The organism is Candidatus Kapaibacterium thiocyanatum, assembly GCA_001899175.1.
Taxonomy (GTDB): Bacteria; Bacteroidota; Ignavibacteria; order Kapaibacteriales; family Kapaibacteriaceae; genus Kapaibacterium; species Kapaibacterium thiocyanatum.
On sequence record MKVH01000024.1, the window covers coordinates 466997 to 485152 of the forward strand.

The 18156-nt window shown below is 60.5% G+C and carries 15 protein-coding genes; 8 read left to right on the forward strand and 7 right to left on the reverse strand.

Annotated features, from left to right (window positions below):
- Positions 1-21: 21 nt before the first annotated feature.
- On the reverse strand, positions 22-2091 hold the full coding sequence (locus tag BGO89_10585; protein OJX56959.1) for a hypothetical protein: 2070 nt from the start codon (positions 2089-2091) through the stop codon (positions 22-24).
- 172 nt (positions 2092-2263) lie between these two features.
- Between BGO89_10585 and BGO89_10590 the strand changes: the two genes are divergently transcribed.
- The 4 genes from BGO89_10590 to BGO89_10605 are packed head-to-tail and all read left to right on the forward strand — an operon-like array spanning position 2264 to position 8332.
- Positions 2264-3814: an NADH dehydrogenase gene (locus BGO89_10590; GenBank protein ID OJX56960.1), complete on the forward strand. Its 1551-nt coding sequence runs from the start codon at positions 2264-2266 to the stop codon at positions 3812-3814.
- A 23-nt stretch (positions 3815-3837) separates the two neighbouring features.
- Positions 3838-5274, forward strand: a complete 1437-nt coding sequence (locus BGO89_10595; protein ID OJX56961.1) for a hypothetical protein — start codon at positions 3838-3840, stop codon at positions 5272-5274.
- A gap of 56 nt (positions 5275-5330) precedes the next feature.
- Positions 5331-7556, forward strand: a complete 2226-nt coding sequence (locus tag BGO89_10600) for a hypothetical protein (GenBank protein ID OJX56962.1) — start codon at positions 5331-5333, stop codon at positions 7554-7556.
- Positions 7553-8332: a hypothetical protein gene (locus tag BGO89_10605; GenBank protein ID OJX56963.1), complete on the forward strand. Its 780-nt coding sequence runs from the start codon at positions 7553-7555 to the stop codon at positions 8330-8332. Before BGO89_10600 ends, BGO89_10605 begins: the two co-directional genes overlap by 4 nt.
- Before the next feature lie 8 nt (positions 8333-8340).
- Here the strand turns inward: BGO89_10605 and BGO89_10610 are convergent, their stop codons facing one another.
- Complete coding sequence (locus tag BGO89_10610) at positions 8341-9084, reverse strand: hypothetical protein (GenBank protein OJX56964.1); 744 nt, start codon at positions 9082-9084, stop codon at positions 8341-8343.
- 119 nt (positions 9085-9203) lie between these two features.
- Here BGO89_10610 and BGO89_10615 point away from each other — a divergent pair, with 119 nt between their 5' ends.
- Together BGO89_10615 and BGO89_10620 are read left to right on the forward strand one after the other, a co-directional pair.
- Complete coding sequence (locus BGO89_10615; protein ID OJX56965.1) at positions 9204-9953, forward strand: hypothetical protein; 750 nt, start codon at positions 9204-9206, stop codon at positions 9951-9953.
- Between the two features lie 65 nt (positions 9954-10018).
- On the forward strand, positions 10019-11200 hold the full coding sequence (locus tag BGO89_10620; protein OJX56966.1) for a hypothetical protein: 1182 nt from the start codon (positions 10019-10021) through the stop codon (positions 11198-11200).
- Here BGO89_10620 and BGO89_10625 read toward each other — a convergent pair.
- Genes BGO89_10625 through BGO89_10645 form a run of 5 tightly spaced genes read right to left on the reverse strand, consistent with a single transcriptional unit; the run spans position 11190 to position 15266 of the window.
- The gene (locus BGO89_10625; protein OJX56967.1) at positions 11190-12071 is read right to left on the reverse strand and encodes a hypothetical protein; all 882 of its coding nucleotides are present in this window, start codon (positions 12069-12071) and stop codon (positions 11190-11192) included. The genes BGO89_10620 and BGO89_10625 overlap by 11 nt on opposite strands.
- Complete coding sequence (locus BGO89_10630; protein OJX56968.1) at positions 12071-12703, reverse strand: hypothetical protein; 633 nt, start codon at positions 12701-12703, stop codon at positions 12071-12073. The genes BGO89_10625 and BGO89_10630 overlap by 1 nt, the downstream gene beginning before the upstream one ends.
- Positions 12700-14331, reverse strand: a complete 1632-nt coding sequence (locus BGO89_10635; GenBank protein ID OJX56969.1) for a hypothetical protein — start codon at positions 14329-14331, stop codon at positions 12700-12702. The genes BGO89_10630 and BGO89_10635 overlap by 4 nt, the downstream gene beginning before the upstream one ends.
- Before the next feature lie 2 nt (positions 14332-14333).
- Complete coding sequence (locus BGO89_10640) at positions 14334-14759, reverse strand: hypothetical protein (GenBank protein OJX56970.1); 426 nt, start codon at positions 14757-14759, stop codon at positions 14334-14336.
- 42 nt (positions 14760-14801) lie between these two features.
- Positions 14802-15266 carry a hypothetical protein gene (locus BGO89_10645; GenBank protein OJX56971.1) on the reverse strand — a complete coding sequence of 155 codons (465 nt, stop codon included), beginning with the start codon at positions 15264-15266 and terminating at the stop codon, positions 14802-14804.
- A gap of 96 nt (positions 15267-15362) precedes the next feature.
- On the opposite strand from BGO89_10645, the gene BGO89_10650 reads away from it, so the two are divergent.
- Together BGO89_10650 and BGO89_10655 are read left to right on the forward strand one after the other, a co-directional pair.
- A complete protein-coding gene (locus BGO89_10650) occupies positions 15363-15779 on the forward strand; it encodes a hypothetical protein (GenBank protein OJX56972.1) in 417 nt (138 codons plus the stop codon).
- Positions 15780-15887: 108 nt separating this feature from the next.
- Entirely contained in the window at positions 15888-18083 is a 2196-nt protein-coding gene (locus BGO89_10655; protein OJX56973.1) for a hypothetical protein, read from the forward strand.
- Positions 18084-18156 lie beyond the last annotated feature (73 nt).

An 18156-nucleotide genomic window follows, 5' to 3' on the forward strand; every position in this document is an offset into this window, starting at 1 on the left:
GGGCCCCGGTTCGTCCGGGGTTCACTGTTTTATGAGGGGCAGTTCGAGAATGAAACATGAACCGGCCGTATAGGCGCGGTCGAACACCAGCCTGCCATTGATACGTTCCGCCATACGTTTGGCGAGATACAGCCCCAATCCAAGGGATTCCTCGCCGGCCGTCGGCTGTGCGCTCAGGCGTGTATACTTCGTGAAGAGCAGTGTTTCATCCGTGGAAGAGATGCCGGGGCCTTCGTCCATCACGCTGAACCGTGCCGTGTGATCGTCGGCGTCGGCGCGAAGGGTGATGCACGATGCAGGGGGGGAGAACTTCACCGCATTCGAAACGAGATTGTCGAGGACCGCATCGATGATCGACGCGTCGCCTGCGGCCCATACGGGAACGGGAACGTGGACGATGATGGAGATGCTCTTCGCATCGGCACGCGTACGATGGCGTTCCCTGGCACGTTGCAGCAACAGGCCGAGATCCACGATCTCGTCGTTGAGATCCTTCGAGCGTCGATCGTTCCTGCTGATCTCGAGGAACGTGTGTACCGTGGAGATCATGCGCGACGTCGTGAGCAGAAGATCGCGGCACGACGACATGAGATCGGCCTTGTCCATACCATCCATATCCGACATGATGGATTGCAGCATCAGCCGCATATCGGACAGGGGATTGCGGAGGTCATGCGCGGCGATGGCCATGAACTCGTCCTTCTCCGCGGCGAGCTCCTTGAGCTCGATGTTCACGGTGCGGAGTTGTTCCATTGCACTGCTGAGTTCTACGTACTTCAGGCGGTTGATCTCGTCTTCCTTGGCACGGCGCTCGCGTTCGAGTCTGCGTTGCACATGGTCCAGCTTGCGTTTGACGGCAGCGTCGTGTTCTTCGCGATATGCCGATGCCCACGATATCATCCATTCGCTGGATTCTCTCGTGGCTCCGGTCGCGGCGGCCGTCCGTGCGAGTTCGAGCAGGGCGTCGAGTTCGAGTCCGTGAGCCTTGACGTCATGAAGCAGGCGCGCGGCTTCGCGCAGGATGGGCTCGGCTTCGTCGTTCGATCCCTGTTGCCGTTTCAGGCGGCCGAGCGTCAGCAGCAGCGTTCCTTCACCGAAGCGATAGCCTTCTTCGCGGATGATGGAGAGTCCGCGCTGGAGATAGGCTTCCGCCCGGACGAGGTCGCCTTCGGCGAGGAGGAGCTCTCCGAGATTTCCGTAGAGCGGGCCGATGATCTGCGAGAAGCCGAAGGGCTGGGTATAGGCGATGGCTTCTTCGACCGCACGGCGATGTTCGGCAGGATTGCCCTGGGCGCCGACCACCGTGGCGTGATTGGCCAGGCAATAGGCGACGAGGGCGGGGATGCCCACGGAACGTGCCGTACCGAGGGCCGTATGGCTCATGGCCAATGCCGCTTCGGGATTCTCCTGCTTCACCATCAGCATGGCGATCTGACAGGCCGTCTGCGCCATACCGCTCCGGTCGTCGAGCTGCTGCTCAAGTTCCAGGGAGCGCATGAAGTACTCCAGGGCCTGTCCGATATCGTCCCGGCGGACGCACAGTTCGGCGTAGTTGTAGTAGGTCACCGCCAGACCGTGGGGATCGCCGAGCTGTTCGCGCAGGACGAGTGCCTGGAAGTAGAGCTCTTCCGTGGCTTCGGCATTGCCGAGCTCGTCGTTGACGCCGGCGAGCAGGGTGGCGATCTTGGCCTTCAGGGTGACGTTGCCCGCATCGTCGGCCTTTCTCAGACCGGACTCCAGTACGGGCAGAGCTTCGACGAGGCGGCGTTCGCGGTTCAGGACGATGCCGTGCACGTAGTCGGCTTCGGCCACGAGGGCCGGCTTCGAACCGGCGATGTGATAAGCGAGGCGGGCATAGCCATGAGCCTCGGCGAACCGGCCGGCCTGGATGTCGGCCTGGGCGAGGATCTGGCAACAGGCGATCCGGTCGGAAGGGTTCGGAAGGGACGACGTTCCCCACAGGGCGCGTGCGCGCGCATCATCCAGCGTTGCTGGTGATGGTGAATGCAGCAGTTCCTTCTTCAACAATGCGATGAACGCCGCACTGTCGATTGGATCGACGGTGGCGTCCGTATCGCCCAACACGACCATGTCCTGATCCCCCTCAACCCATTAGGAAGATAGACTTCAAAGATAGGAAGGATACATGTGTCACCCTGCATGGTGGTGGCATAAGAAAGCGAACATCCGTCTCTCGGCCCCGTTCATCATTGTTTGCTATATTGCGCCGCTTTTTCAATGATCACGAACGGATCCGTACGCTATGGGCGTATCAGCACTGTTGTGTACCTTGTTCGCGCCGCTGGCCGGTGCGATGGCATTGTTGCTCGTCAAGCGCGAGCAGGAAAAGGCCATTCGCGTGACGGCGCTGGTGATGTCGCTGTTGACGTTTGGCGCGTCCCTGTTCCTTCTGCCGGAATTCGACAAGAGCACGTCTGCGATGCAGTTCGTGATCGACGCCAAGTGGATCCCCGCCATCGATGCGGGATTCAGGATCGGCCTCGATGGCACGTCCCTGCTTCTGGTATTGCTGACGACGTTCATCATGCCCATCGCCATCCTGGCGTCCTTCAAGTCCGTCGGCAAGCAGACGAAGGAATACTACCTGTTGCTGCTGCTGCTCCAGTTCGGCATGACGGGCGTCTTCATGGCCCTCGATACCTTCCTCTTCTATGTGTTCTGGGAACTCATCCTCATTCCGATGTACTTCATCATCGGGATATGGGGAGGTAAGGATCGTGTCTATGCGGCGATCAAGTTCTTCCTGTATACGCTCGCCGGTTCGCTGCTCATGCTCGTCGCCATCATCTGGCTCGGTTCCTACGGCCAGAGTGCAGGCGTCGGCTTCACGACCGACCTCATGAAGCTCCGGGCCATCGGCCCCGACATTCCCTTCGACGTCCAGATGTGGCTGTTCCTGGCCTTCGCACTGGCCTTCATGATCAAGGTGCCGCTGTTCCCGCTGCACACGTGGCTGCCCGACGCCCACGTTCAGGCCCCGACCGCCGGTTCCGTCATCCTGGCCGCCGTACTGCTGAAGATGGGAACGTATGGCCTCATCCGCTTCAACCTCGAACTGTTCCCTCAGTCGTCGGCGTACTTCGCCGGCCCCATCAGCGTCCTGGCCGTCGTAGGCATCATCTACGGTGCACTCGTGGCCATGGTCCAGACGGATATCAAGAAGCTCGTCGCCTATTCTTCGGTAAGCCACCTCGGCTTCGTCGTGCTGGGGATCTTCTCCCTCACGGTCGAAGGTGTCCAGGGTGCCGTCATCCAGATGGTCAACCACGGTCTGTCGACGGGTATGCTCTTCCTCTGCGTCGGTATGCTCTACGAGCGTCGCCATACGCGTGAGATCGAAGACTACGGCGGTATCACCAGCGTGATGCCCCGTTTCGCGGTCTTCTTCGCCATCGCCATGTTCGCTTCGGTCGGCCTGCCCGGCCTGAACGGCTTCGTCGGTGAATACCTGACGCTGCTCGGTGCCTTCCGCTCGCCCTTCCTCAACAACTGGGGCTATGCCATCGTGAGTGCCAGCGGCGTGATCTTCGCCGCCGTCTACCTGCTGTGGATGTTCCAGCGCGTGATGTTCGGACAGAACAAGCATGCGGAAAACCATCATCTGCGCGATATGAGCAGGATGGAGTACTGGCAGCTCGTACCGCTCGTCATCTTCATCGTATGGATCGGTGTCGCACCCCGGACGTTCATGGACCTGTCGGAACGCTCCATCAAGGCAGTAGTTGAACACGTAGAACACTTCAAGTTCAGTCGTACACCGGCCTCGGCGTCGGTGGACGGAAACGCTCAGTGATTCGGACCAGCAAGGTATAGCACATGCAGATCGATCTCTTCGGTTCGCTCCCTCTCGTCGTGATCTGGCTGGCCCTCGGCGCCATCGGGATCCTCATCCAGGCCTTCGTGCGCGAGAACACGCGTCTCGTCTACGGCTACTACATGGGTACCCTGGCGTTGACGGCGGTTCTCGCCATCGTGACGTCCGGACATAAGGGAACGTCATTCAACGACATGATCACGATGGGCGGCTACGCCGCATACTTCGACGTACTCTTCTGCGGCGCCGGGATCATGACGCTGCTGGCGGCACGGCCGTATCTGCGGCGCGAAGGTGCGGAATACGACGAATTCTATACGTTGCTCGTTTCGGCCGTGAGCGGCATGATGTTCATGGCCCACGCCAACAACCTGCTCGTGCTCTTCATCGGTATCGAACTGATGTCCATCAGCTTCTACGTGTTGGCTGGCTTCCTCCGCACGAACATCCGCAGCATCGAAGCGTCGCTCAAGTATTTTCTGCTCGGTGCCTTCGCAACGGGCTTCCTCGTCTACGGCATGGGCCTCGTCTACGGCTCCACGACGTCGCTGCAGTATGACGTCATCGCCGGTGCCATCAGAGCCGGTGCTGTCCAGTTCCCGACGCTCCTCGTCGTCGGCTCCGTCCTCCTCACGATAGGACTGAGCTTCAAGATCGCCGCCTTCCCGTTCCATCAGTGGACGCCCGATGTTTACGAAGGTGCTCCCACGGTCGTGACGGCCTTCATGAGTACGGCTGGTAAGGCCGCTGCCTTCTCGGCTCTCATCCCCGTCTTCATGGCTATCCTTCCGATGGGTGCCGCGACGCCGAACGGTGCCAACATCCAGATGATGCTGGCCGTCGTCAGCGCCATCACGATGCTCGTCGGCAACATCACGGCAGTCGTGCAGACCAACGTCAAGCGCATGCTGGCGTATTCCTCCGTCGCCCACGCCGGATACCTGCTCATGGGTATCGTGGCCGGAACATCGGATGGATTCGCCGCCATCATCTACTACGTCACGGCCTATACCTTCATGCAGCTCGGCGCCTTCGTCATCGTAGGGATCATCGAGCGTGAGAACGGTCGTAACCTCGACCTCGCCGACTATGCCGGCCTGAACCGCCGCCATCCCGTCCTTGCGGCCCTGATGGCCATCTTCATGTTCTCGCTGGCCGGTATCCCGCCCTTCGGCGGCTTCTTCGGCAAGTACCTGCTCTTCATCACGGCGATCGAAACCGGGTTCACCTGGCTCACGATTATCGCCGTTGTCTCGTCTGTGATTTCCGTGTTCTTCTACCTCGGACTCGTCGTGAAGATGTACTTCAACGAACCGACGGGTGAGGGAGAGGACTCGGAACCAGGCCTGGCTGGTATCACACTGCTGGTTTCCACGGTAGGTGTGATCGTCCTGGGGATCTTTCCGTCCCTGCTTCTGAACATCTTCAAAACGTGGTAATAGATCTACGCATCCGTACCCTGATAGCGATAGCGTGTCTCCTTGCAGGCGCGGGCATGGTCACGGCGCAACCTGTGGCCGACATCTACTGGGACGATGCGGACAGAGCGGATACGGTGATCAACTTCGGAGTCACCCTGCAGGGATTCCCGACGTTCCGGACGTTCACGGTACACAACAAGGGGACGCGTGAGCTGACGGTTCCCACGCAGCTCGATCCCTTCTTCTCGATCGTCAACGTCCCCGGTGTTCCGGCAGAAGACCCGCGGAAGGAAGAGTACGCTCCCGTCGACCGTTTCCCGTTCACCGTACCGGCAGGCGAAACGCGGTCGTTCCAGATCACCTTCCGGGCCATCGCCAACAATCCCCAGTATCCGCCCGACATCATCAACGAAGCGCTGCTGAATCTCCGCATCGTCGAAACGGAGAACCAGCAGGGCCCCTTCCTGGCCAAGCGGTTCCGCCTGCTCGCGTTGAAGACGACGCGCATCCTGGCGTCGAACAGACCCTTCCTCGCCTTCGATAGCGTCTACGTCAGTCCACGGCCGCTTCCGCCCGTCGAACAGTACCGCCTGAGTAACGTCATCGACAATCCCGTGCGGATCTCCGCCCAGCGGATACGGATGATCACGCCCGTGCTGACGGGTTCGCCGGAGTTCGGCGTCCAGCCATATCCGGACTTCGATTTCCCCGGACATAACAACGTGGATTGGGATATCAGCTATACGCCGCTCGACAGGGGACGCGACAGTGGCGTCTTCACCGTCGTCTATCGTCCCGATCCGACGTCCGATGTCGACTCCGTCGTCGGCAGCATGTCCGGTGTTGGTGTCGAACAGAAGATCCGTATCGTGAGCGCTCAGGGGCTTCCCACGCCCGTCCAGATACGGAACGATACCATCGATTTCGGCAACGTTCCTGCCGATGGATCCGGCGTCGAAGCCATCATCGTGGTGACGAACGACGGTAATCTCAACATCAGCGTCGACGGTGAGGAGAAGAGAGGCGCGACGGTGCGCGACACCGCTGCGTTCAAGGTGACGAGGAAGCTGGCCGACGAGGGCCCGCTGTTCCGCACGAATGCCGTCGATACGATCAGGATACGGTTCGTGCCGACGGACGCGGGGACGCATCGGATGAAGTACGTCGTCATGACCGACCTTCTGCGCCGTTCGATCCGTGGGGTGCCAGATGGGGCGCAGGACATCGTCATCAACTGCACAGGATTCGGACAACGTCCGCAGCTCCAGCCGTCGCCATCGGAAATCGACTTCGGTACGGTCGTGCTGCTGCAGTCCTGCACGTCCACGTCCGAACGTGCTCTCACGATCATCAACGTCGGCAATGCCGACCTGCGCGTGGATTCACTCCGAGTGGAGCCCGCGACGGAAGACGTTCAGATCGATCGCTCCAGCTTCGTCATACCACCGGGTGGACGTGAAACCGTGCACCTGACATATTCCGCGACGGCACTGGGCAAGCCGCGGACGGGCAGTCTGACCTTCGTATCGAATGCACTCACCGGACAGGTACGCATCCCCTTCACGGTCGACGTCGTACGGCCCGACACCATCGCCGTCGCAATGTCCGGCGTCGTGCGGTCGAAGCCGGGCACGGCTATTCTCGTTCCGGTATCCGTGGATGCGGACAGGATCGCGCTGGCGAGTCGCGCCAACCTGCGTATCACCTACGATCCAACCCTGTTGCGGTACAACGGACGAGTGACGACGTCGACGGCGACCGACGGCGCGCAATTCATCAACGAGGGCGAAGACCCGCGCGGATCGCTGCTCCTCGACATCCGCGGCAACGGCAACTTCACCTCGAAGAACACGTTCATCATCCTTCGTTTCGATACGTTCCTCGGTGCGAGTGCCGCGACGGAGATCGCCATGCGCGACGCGACGGTGACGTTCGGTAACGACGGTTGCCCGTCCGTACTCGACGTCCGCGCGACGTCCGGCAGGTACGAGATCGACTCCGTCTGCGGTCTGGAATTCAAGACGCTGGGTTCGGGGGCGGCGCTGTTCACGATGGGTGCGTTCCCGAATCCTGCGAGAGAAGAGACGACGGTGACGCTCATGGTCCGCGATACGCATACGATCGCCATGCGCCTCGTCGATGCCTATGGCCGTGTTGTCCGCACGTTCGCCGACAGGGTCTTCAACGAAGGCACGCACGTGATCGGATGCGATCTGCGGGGCCTTTCGGCAGGGGCCTATATCATCGAAGCCGATAACGGACGTCTCGTAGCCGTCACGCCTGTCATGGTGACGCAATGAAGCCGGTCATAGGTCTGTTGTCGGCGATATGCCTTCTTGTCTGTGCGGGCATCGGAAGCCTCCGTGCCCAGGGATTCGACTGGCAGTACAGTGCGCGGTTTCCGAGCACGAGCCCGATCCGCTTCATCGGCGCCGAGATCGCCAGCGGATACACGATGCATAGTGGAAGTCTGCCGTACCTGGCGAAGGATCTGGGCTTCACGTGCTGTACCTACGAGAACGGTACGGGGCTCCCTCTCGCCCTCGGTATCACCGGCGACTACTGGGTAGCGGGTGATTGGGCTCTTGCGGGGACGCTCGGTTATCGTGCGCAGAACGCCTCGTTTAATGCGAAAAGCGACCCGCTTCCGCTTGCCGACGGACGGATCTTCCAGACGGAATACATCTACGCCAGCACCCTGCACTATGCGGCGGTCTCCGTCGGTGCCAGGTATCGATTGCTCGGTACGCACATCACCGTCGGTGGTGGAATACGCGGGATGCTTCTCCTCGGTACGTCCGCCACGCATACGGAGCGCATCCTTTCGCCCGACGACCGGTACTTCAACGGCAATCCGCCGAGCAAGGAAATCGTGCACGACACACGTGGTCTGCCGGACGCACAGCGGCTGATGGTGGTTCCCTACGTACAACTCGGATACGACATCAGCATTTCACGCGGTGTCTATCTGTCACCGACGCTCACGCTCGGGCTTCCCCTTATGAGCGTATCCAGCGATGCCACGTGGCGTATGACCGACGTCGGAATCGGCGTCAGACTTCTTCGCGGATTCTGATCGGCGTCCTATTTCTTCAATGCGAGATCGGCCCAGTGCAGGATCGCCTGGATGGCCGTCGCGATGTTGTCCGCATTGCTCCGTGCGTGGGCGGGGTCGTCCTTCGGACCGACGTTCAGACCGTGATTTCCCCCGACGACGACGGCCGCGACGTTGCCCTTCGTCTGTGCGAGCGCACTATACATTCTGGGCAGGGGAGAAGAGGGATCGTCGTTGCCCACGACGATGACGACCGGTCGCGTCGATGCGGCGAGGCCGGGATAGGCGCCTTCTTCGCTGAAGATGGGTGTGAGCAGGAACAGGCCCCTCAGTGCGGAGTCCTGGGAGAAGATGGTCCACGCCGCAAGGCTACCCATCGACTTCCCTGCGATGACGATGCGGGATGGATCGATGTGCGGATCGTTCTTCGCTACCTCGAGGGCCGCGCGGAAGTCGTCGATCTCGTTCGCGAGCTCGGATGACGGCCTGCCGCTCTTCGGGTCGGTCGAATAGTAGTTCCAGTTGAAGCGGATGGCCGCAAATCCGTGACGTGCCGCAGCTTCGGCCAGATCCTTGATGATCGGGCGATCCATGTCGTATCCCATGCCCGGTGCGATGACGATGGCGGGAACCCTGCCCGGCGTATCCGGACGATGGAGGACGGCGTAGACCTTGGCACCGCGCGATGTCGTCAGTTGTCTGGGTTCGACCGTTCCGGCCGTGAGCGTCGTCCATCCGGTAATCATGGCAAAGGCAAGGGTTAACGCACGCATTTGGGTGTTCCGATGATTCCCGGAAGCTACTGTCTTTTTTGTACCCGGCCTAAATTATATTTGCGCTCATACCGTCAAATCAGGCTGAGTCTGACGATCGTCTAACTGGAGTTTCTACAATGAACAGATTTGCATCGGTCGCCCTTTCCATGTTCGTCGGCGCGTCCATCGCTGCCGTCGCACAACCCAAGCTGGAGATTGTCGGGGGCGATACATATGACTGGGGCAAGACCAAGGCTCCGACATCGGGCCACCTCGAAGCCGAGGTGAAAATGAAGAACGTCGGTACCGGTACCCTCAAGCTCGTCGAAATCCGTCCGGGCTGTGGCTGCACGAAGACCGATCCCGACAAGACGGAACTCGGTCCCGGCGAAGTCAGCACCATGAAGGTGAAGCTGAACATCAGTCCGTCCCAATCGGGCGCTCTCACCAAGAGCATCACCATCCGCTCGGCACCCCTCGAGCCCGGCAAGCCGGGTGATACGGCAACGGCATACTACTTCCTCAAGGCCGACATCGTCCGTGCCCTGCAGATCGCGCCGACCGTCTTCTTCTCCTTCAACGATCTGAAGATCGGACAGGAAGCATCGTCCAAGCTGACGATCACGAACAACGACAACGCGGACATGGTACTGTCGGACTTCAAGACGGATAACGGCATCGTACTGAACACGACCGGGAAGACCGTCCTGAAGCCGGGCGAGAAGTTCGACCTGATCGCCAAGATCGTTCCGCAGGCCAAGGGATCCTTCACGGGTACGGTGAGCTTCCATACGAACCACCCCGATCATGCCTCGGTGGAAATCAAGGCATACGGTATGGTCGTCGAACAGCAATCGCCGGTCTTCCAGAAGAACGAAAAGAATTGATGTCGCTCGTGACACATATGGGCCGCTCCTCGGAGCGGCTTTTTTATTGGTGGCTGTCCGTGTGTATGCTGGCCGTCCTCGGAAGTACGGCGCCCCTGCATGCGCAGTGGCAGCGAAGCAGCGGACTCGCCACCGGCGAGGGGAACGACTTCGTGACGTCGATCACCGGATCGTCCACGCGCCTCGTCTGCGGTACGCATGCAGGAGTCTATACGAGTTCGGATCACGGATTGACGTGGCAGGCAGAGCTGACGGGCTTCCCGATCGATTCCACGGGTGGCGGAACGGTGCGCGTGACGGATGTCGCCGTCACATCGACGGGCGACATCTACTGCGGTACCAATCGCTACGGCGTTCTCGTCTTCCGGAACGGAACATGGACGCCGATCAAGGGACTGCCCGAGGGCTGTACGGCCATGAAGCTGCTGGCAGTGGGGGATACGGTCTATCTCGGCCTCTTCAGGTTCGGGCTATGGTCGACCGTCACGGGTACGGATACGGCGGATATCACGATCGCACCGGCCTTCGACAGTATCCTGACCGTCACATCGCTGACGACCCTGGCTGACGGCGGGATCCTCTGCGGAACGCGGCACGAAGGTTTCCTGTACCGTGCGAAGGGTGAGGAGGGCTGGCTTCCGATGAACTACGGTCTGCCCAGGAAGCCCATCACCGGCGGTGTAGCCAGTGCCAACGATGCCGGCTGGATCGCGGCGACGGCCCTGGCCTTCAACGAGCTCGCAGGGGGAATCTATCTTCACGATCCGGCGAAGGCCGACTGGACGCTGGCACAGGAAGGCATTCCCATACCGTTCGCAACGCTCTTCAGCGTCGCCTCGGCACGGTCCACGTTCTTCATCTCGACGGGCTACTTCTCGGGCCTCGGCATCTACACGCGTACACCGGATGAAGCCGAATGGCACGAATGGAACGAGGGCCTTGCGGATAAGGAAGTCGAAGCCATCCACGTCGAACCGAGAGGCGGCGACATCTACCGTATCCATGTCGGGACGCGCAGCACGGGCACATGGTGGCGCGATACTGTCGTATCGCGTACGACGGTGGGCGTGGACGACGATGTCCAGGCAGGGGAGTCACTCGCCGGTCGGAAGGCGATGATCGTCGATCTGCTCGGAAATATCGTCGGCATCGTCGACGGACAACTGTCCATCGGCGGTCTGCCGAAGGGATGGTACATGCTGGTACCGGTCGGACCGGGGAAGGTTCGACGTCTGATCATCGATTGACGGGCAGGCTGATTTCCCATGCGCCGCTGGCGGGAGCGGGCAGCTTCCGTCCGAGGATCCACGGATTGAGCAGCTTCACGTCCTTGTACGACGAACCGTTGGCAAGGGCCCACTGGGCGAGGTTGTCGACGGGAGCGGAGACACGGACCGTGCGCGTCGTCTCACGTCCGTAGCGTTCATCCTCCGGCACGATGATGCCGTAGTCGTGTGCATGCAGCATGATGTGCTTGATGACGGCGATGCGGAGGATGTAGCGGGATGTCTCTTCGTTGAGATAAAGATCGTAGAAGGACTTCTTGTTCTGATAGGCGATGTTCTCGCCGAATCCCGTGTGGCCCATGTTGTATCCGGCGGCCGCATTCGTCCACGATCCGTTCGAGTCGAAACCGCTCTTCAGGTACTTCATCGCCGCGCGCGTGCTCTTCTCGGGGTGGCGCCGTTCGTCCACCCAGTCGTTCACGACCAGTCCCATCGCCCGCGCCGTGGCAGGCATGAACTGCCATAGCCCTACGGCATCCTTCGTCGATCGTGCCATGAACAACGCACTCTCCGCCACGGAGAGGAAGCGAAGGTCCGTCGGCATGTTCATCTCCTTCATGACGCGTTCGTAGAGCGGGAAGTAGCGTCCCGAACGCTTGATGTAGAGGATGATCTGGCCCGGAGTCTGCAGGTTCACGTAGAACTCGCGTTCGACGCGTTCGCGTACTTCGGGAACGTCGAGCGGGACGGCCTCACCGCAGAAGTCCAGGGTCTCGGGAATCTTCCACGTGCTGATGGGCAGGGGGGTGGCGGCCGTGCGGGCGCTGGGATTGTTCGACGTATGGGCGGTATCGGAGCAGGAGACCAGGAAGGCCGTCATGCCCGACATCATCAGGGAGAGACCGGTACGTCGATAGAAACGTGATGTGTACATAGCTCTTTCTCGCGGTCGTCGTTGGTTGCAAGGATCACGATGCCGCCTCGCTCACGATGACGACGTATTTCATGTTCTACGAGTTCACGCCCACGGTTGTCCATCGTGATGGACGGTTCGTCGAGGATCAGCAGTGGAGGTTCGAGATGAACGGCCAATGCCATCGCCACGCGCTGCCGCTGACCGCTGGAGAGCGTCTGGATGCGGTCCGTACATCGCTCGGAGAGTTCCAGACGCTCCAATGTTTCATGCGTACGTGTGGAATCCACGATACGGCCATGCAGACGCGCGTGGAGGTCGAGTAGTTCGACGGCCGTGAACTCGTCGTAGAGACGAAGATACGGCGCCACGAATCCCGAGTGCATCGGCCGCGATTCGTCGGTGATGGAACGTCCGTCGAGTTCGAAGCTCACCGTGCCGGACGTAGGACGCAGGACTCCGGCGACGATGCGGACGAAGGTCGACTTTCCGCTGCCGTTCTGGCCGATGATGCCGAGGCAGTCGCCGCCACGTGCGGCTGCCGAGACGTTCCGGAGAATGCGGCGCGGCCCGTACGTCTTCGTGATGTCCGTTGCGGTGATGATCGTCATTCCCGTACCACCAGCTTGTAGAGTTCCGTCCTGTCACTGCAATTCACGCGCAGAAGGTAGATGCCGGAGTGCAGCGTCGAGGCATTGGCCCACGGTACGACGATGCGTGTATCGTCCAGGATCACCGTGGCTTCGTCGCTCGCGATGACCCTCATCGTCGGCATGAGGACAGTGATGGTGGCGTGATCGCCGGGCATGGCGAAGGGAACGGGAATGTTCAACCTGTCGTGCATGGACCTGACGAACGGCATGGGATAGGGACCCTCCACGCGTTCGGTCGTGACGCCGTCCATCTTGTAGCAGATTCCTGTTGACGTGATCCTGAGGCCCCATGCGGATCCGTTGATGGGCAGGTCCTCTTCCGTCCTGTTCGACGTCAGCGTGATGGCATAGGCCGTACGTGCGGCCGTCGACGAGGCGATCATGGCATCCGTGTCCGGTGCGGATAAAACGATGGCGACCGAGACGGGGCGGTCCGCATCCGTCAGCGATGGAACGGAGAAACGATGGCAACGCACTTCGTACGGACGCAGCTCTCCTGTGATCAGGGCGGAAGGCGGACGTACGCGGTCGTCGCTTGCGAGATGGATTTCCGGCAGGAGTTCGGCCTTCGGGAGCAGCGTATTGGACTGTCCGCGCGATCCCGTCCGGTACAGTTCGGCGATGGTGTTGCAGAACAGCGGCTCGAGCCTGCTGCCCGACTCGCCACAGGCCTGATCGAGCGCAGCGAAGGGGCGCATGCCGGTGGCGATCAGTTCCCATGTACGTCGCAGCGGCGCATCGCCGTCGAGTCTGTGCATGGCCTTGCCGAACCAGCCCCAGTAGTAGCCGTTGGCGGTCTCCGGCAGTGATAGCGGGTAACGTTCGGGATTCCTGAGCAGGGCGCCGGTATAGGCCGTCCAGTCCCGTATTTCCGGCCATACACGCATTTCCATCCACGTGGAGGACAGTTCGTGGATGCTACGCTGGATCCCCGTGTCGCCGTATCCCCCCAGCTGGATCATATGATGGAATTCATGGGCACATGTCACGCGCAGCGCGGCGATGCCGGTCGTTGCATAGATGACGGAGTCGAAGGCATTCCTGTCGTTCGGGGAGAAGTCGTTGTCGGCTTCCATCCATGACGTATAGCGTGTCAGGCCGGAGCCGTTCAGGGCACGTTCCGGTTCGGTGATGCCGTACAGGCCGAAGCCCTGGCCAGCCTTGCTGAGATCGTGCAGGTAGAGATCGAATTGGGGCGATCCGCCGGCCGTATCGTCGGATGGAGGAGAGACGTAGCCCATCGTATCCACTTCGGCCAGGAAGGCCTTGTCGAGGGCGTGTCCTGCTTCGTCGACGTAGTCCGGAATGCCGTTGCCATCCGCGTCGTCGGGCGGGACGGCGTCTGGACCCGTGCGGGTGAAGTGGATGCGGAATCGTCCGCCGGGTGAGGAGACGGATTCGGGAAGGACTGGACGCTGTGCGGCCAGGATGCCATTGTTCAGGCTTGCGAGACGGGCCTCGGCTTCCGGAGTCGCGAAGCCGCAACGAACCGGTAACGAGCCATCGCCGGCAATCAGCGGGGCCCATCCGAAGATGACGAGGAGGACGTACAGAAGAAGGGAAGAGGTACTGCCGTGGGAATGCACGGTCAGCGGAACATCTCTTTGATCATACCCCATGTGCGCTTGATGCCGCTCACGTTGTGCGTGACACCCGTAGAGTTGGAATATGCTACGGAACGATCGCCGTGAACCATCTTGAGGCGATACGTGAAGTAGTTCTTGGCGATGGTGGTGCCGTTGCCGTCACGCTTGCCGAAGGCTTCGTCGTCCACGTACTGATACGTCTGGTTGCTGCCCTTGGCCGTGACCGTGGAAACGTAGCGGAAGACCTGGTCTTCGCCGGCGCGTTCGACGTCGTATTGCGTCACGTCGTTTTCCGTAGCCGACTTCCATTCCACGACGATCGAGGAACCGTTGGAGCGGGCCTGGAAGTACTGCAGCGATACCTGGACTGCCCAGGCCGTGGTGGCGGCGACGAGCAGAACGGCGGCGATGATTGAGAGACGACGCATACGGATGCAAAGATACGGAACGAACGGCGAAAAAGCGGCAGCCTATCTGTCCAGGTCGGAATGGACGTGGGACCCGTCGCAGAACGGCTTGGCCCTGGATAGACCGCACCGGCAGAGGGTTGTTACATGCGTCCTTTCGACCACCGATCCGTCTGACAGACAAACGTCCACACGGCCGACGACCGTATAGGGGCCGCCACGCTGTACGTCGATCCTCAAGGCGGGGTCGGCGGAATGTGCGGCCTTGCCGTTGACCGGTGGTTCGGCCACTGCTTCCGGTGAGGTTTCGGGTTCTTCCTGTTCGATGCTGAGAGCGCCGGACGGACAGGCCGAAACGACCGCGATCAGGCGTTCCGTAGGGGCCGCATCGGGCTTGATCCAGGGCTTGACCCTCGGATTGAACACTTCGGGAAGATTGCGGAAGCAATTGGCGGAGTGGATGCACAGATCCGGCTTCCAGACGATGGTGACTTCACCGTTGCTGTAGTGCTTGACGAACTCGCTCATCGCTCCCTCCTGCGATGGTGGAAAACCAGTTGACCATCAGCGACACGATGAAAATATCGATTGTTCCCTTCCATACTACCTGCGTAGCTTTGTCCCATGCACATCGTGCGAACCATAGTGCTCCTATTCGTTTCACTGCTGTACCTGACGGCGGCGACGGGTACCCCCGCCTTGAACCACTTCTGCAGTGGTCTCATGCAGTCGGAACAGCGTGAAGGTTGTGATGTGGATCAGTGCTGCAGTGACGACGAAGAATCGACCGACGAAGGTGAAGATGCGTGCTGCGAGGAAAATGTTACCGTTTCGACGCTGGATACGGATGCCGTGCCCACGTCCGGACACCAGATCCCCGTCGCCAAGGTCTGCGATCTCTTTCTTCCCTATACCGGTAGCGGGTCGCTCGACGTCGTACTGAGCTATGACTTCTTTCAGCATGGCCAGCAGTACGCCGATGATATATACGCCGGGCCTCCGGCCCCGACTCCCGATCTCCTGGGCGTCTTCCTGATCTAGACCGATTCCGGTTTCCTTTCGGCCATGCCGCCGGAGCGGCATGGAATGTCACCCTTATTTCATGACATTCAGGAATCAGGAATCGTGCGATCCCTTATCGTTCTATTGATGATGGCCGTGTCGACGATGTCGGCGGCCGCACAACAGCATCCCGTGGCGGGCCGCGTACTCGGCACTTCCTCGGACGGTGCGACCCAACCCCTCGCCAGAGCCACCGTACTGTGGCGCGGCACGTCACACGGTACGTATACCGATGCCGACGGACTCTTCCGTCTGGAACGCCATGACGATGGCCACGGCCATGCCTACGACTCGCTCGAGATCCGGTACGTGGGATACGAGACCGTCGTGTTGGCTCCGACGTCGGATTCCATCGAGGTCGTCATGAAACCCGTCACGGCCGATGCCGTCACCGTGGAGGCTGAACAACCCATGATCACCCGTGCCACGCAGAAGACGGAAATCCTGACGGCAAAGGACCTGACCAAGGCCGCCTGCTGCTCCCTCGCCGAGTCCTTCGAGAAAAGCGGCAGCGTGGAAGTGTCGTATTCCGACGCCGTCTCCGGCGCCAGACAGATCCAGTTGCTCGGCCTGCGCGGCTCGTATACGCAGTTCCTCACGGAGGCAGTGCCGTCGATCCGCGGCATGGAGCTGCCCTATGGTCTGGATCATATCCCCGGCCCGTTCATGGAGTCGGTGAGTATCTCGAAAGGGGCCTCGTCCGTGATCTTCGGCTATGAAGGCATGACGGGCCAGATCAACGTCGAATTCAAGAAGCCGACGACGAGCGAGAAGCTCTTCGTGAACGCCTACGGCAACTCGCTCGGTCGTGGCGAGATCAACATCACGTCGGCCCTGCCCGTCGGCGACGAATGGTCGACGATGATCATGGCACACGGACGACTGTTCAACGGTACCGTGGACCAGAATGCGGACGGCTTTCTGGATATGCCGAACTTCCGCCAGCTCAATCTTCTGAACCGGTGGTGGTTCAACAACGATGAAGTGGAGATCCAGATCCTTGGCCGCATCATCAGGGACGAATATGCATCGGGTCAGACGGGAACGTCCTTCGATCAGGATCGTCCATCCCTCGCGCGCTACGGTATCCGCACCACGATCGATCGTTACGAAGGCTTCGCCAAGGTCGGTCTGCTGAACATCATGCCCGATGTCGAAGGAAGCAGTGTGGCTCTCGTCGTCAATGGTTCGTGGCACGACAACGCGTCGTTCTTCGGTGTGCGGACCTATGACGGTTCGCAACGCTCGCTCGGAGCACGCGCCATTCTCGCCCTGCCGTTCTCGGATGACGTGAAGTTCATCGGCGGTCTGTCCTATCAGTACGATGACGTTCGCGAGCGCATCATGGTCGACACGTTGAACAGGAAGGAATCCGTTCCCGGCGTGTTCGCGGAAATGACGCTGTCGCCGTTGAAGAACCTCACCTTCATCGCCGGTGCACGGGTCGATGCCCACAATCTGTACGGTACGTTCTGGACGCCGCGGATGCACCTCAGGTATGCACTGTCGGACATGACGACGCTGCGTGCATCTGCAGGACGTGGCTTCCGCGTGGCGACCGTCGTCGCCGAGAACATCTCGGCCTTCATCTCGTCCATGACGCCCAGAATGGATTCCGTTTTCCGTCCGGAGCAGTCCTGGAACTACGGCGTCTCGCTGACGCATTCGCTCGAACTCTTCGACAGGATATTCACCTTCGATGGCGAAGTCTATCACACGGAATTCGCGGATCAGATCGTCGTCGACTTCGACCGTACGCCGGGCAACATCTATCTTGGGAATCTCGCGCCGAACGGACGTTCCTTCGCGACGAGTGCCATGCTGCAGATGATGTTCTCTCCGATACCGCGCCTCGACCTGCATTTCGCCTATCGCTGGGTGGACGTGCAGACGACGTTCGGCGATACGCTGCGTCAACGACCGATGATGAGCCGCACGCGGTTCCTCGCGACCGCATCGTACCTGACGGAAGGCAACGACTGGCAGTTCGATGCCACGTTCATCTACAACGGCGAAGGCCGTCTGCCTTCTACGGCACATCTTCCCGCCGACCTGCGCAGAGGCGATTCCTTCCCCGGCTTCATCCGCATCAATGGTCAGATCACCAGGAAGTTCGACATCCTCGATCTCTACGTCGGTGTCGAGAACCTCACCAACTACTTCCAGCAGGATCCCATCATCTCGCCCCAGACGCCGTATGGACCGCATTTCGATGCGTCGATGGCCTGGGGACCGATGGATCAGCGCATGGTGTACTTCGGCGTGCGATACTCGTTGAACTGACGGCTCGGCGGATCGCACGAGCGACGCTTCGGCCATTAACGACGACGTCCACCTTCATGGGGTGGACGTCGTC

Bases quoted from the DNA above. Each gene is read 5' to 3' on its own strand.
- BGO89_10615 (OJX56965.1), top strand. From the start codon at position 9,204: ATGAACAGATTTGCATCGGTCGCCCTTTCCATGTTCGTCGGCGCGTCC.
- BGO89_10620 (OJX56966.1), top strand. From the start codon at position 10,019: ATGCTGGCCGTCCTCGGAAGTACGGCGCCCCTGCATGCGCAGTGGCAG.
- BGO89_10640 (OJX56970.1), bottom strand. From the start codon at position 14,759: ATGCGTCGTCTCTCAATCATCGCCGCCGTTCTGCTCGTCGCCGCCACC.
- BGO89_10585 (OJX56959.1), bottom strand. From the start codon at position 2,091: ATGGTCGTGTTGGGCGATACGGACGCCACCGTCGATCCAATCGACAGT.
- BGO89_10605 (OJX56963.1), top strand. From the start codon at position 7,553: ATGAAGCCGGTCATAGGTCTGTTGTCGGCGATATGCCTTCTTGTCTGT.
- BGO89_10650 (OJX56972.1), top strand. From the start codon at position 15,363: ATGCACATCGTGCGAACCATAGTGCTCCTATTCGTTTCACTGCTGTAC.
- BGO89_10655 (OJX56973.1), top strand. From the start codon at position 15,888: ATGATGGCCGTGTCGACGATGTCGGCGGCCGCACAACAGCATCCCGTG.
- BGO89_10625 (OJX56967.1), bottom strand. From the start codon at position 12,071: ATGATGTCGGGCATGACGGCCTTCCTGGTCTCCTGCTCCGATACCGCC.
- BGO89_10610 (OJX56964.1), bottom strand. From the start codon at position 9,084: ATGCGTGCGTTAACCCTTGCCTTTGCCATGATTACCGGATGGACGACG.
- BGO89_10630 (OJX56968.1), bottom strand. From the start codon at position 12,703: ATGACGATCATCACCGCAACGGACATCACGAAGACGTACGGGCCGCGC.
- BGO89_10595 (OJX56961.1), top strand. From the start codon at position 3,838: ATGCAGATCGATCTCTTCGGTTCGCTCCCTCTCGTCGTGATCTGGCTG.
- BGO89_10600 (OJX56962.1), top strand. From the start codon at position 5,331: ATGGTCACGGCGCAACCTGTGGCCGACATCTACTGGGACGATGCGGAC.
- BGO89_10645 (OJX56971.1), bottom strand. From the start codon at position 15,266: ATGAGCGAGTTCGTCAAGCACTACAGCAACGGTGAAGTCACCATCGTC.
- BGO89_10590 (OJX56960.1), top strand. From the start codon at position 2,264: ATGGGCGTATCAGCACTGTTGTGTACCTTGTTCGCGCCGCTGGCCGGT.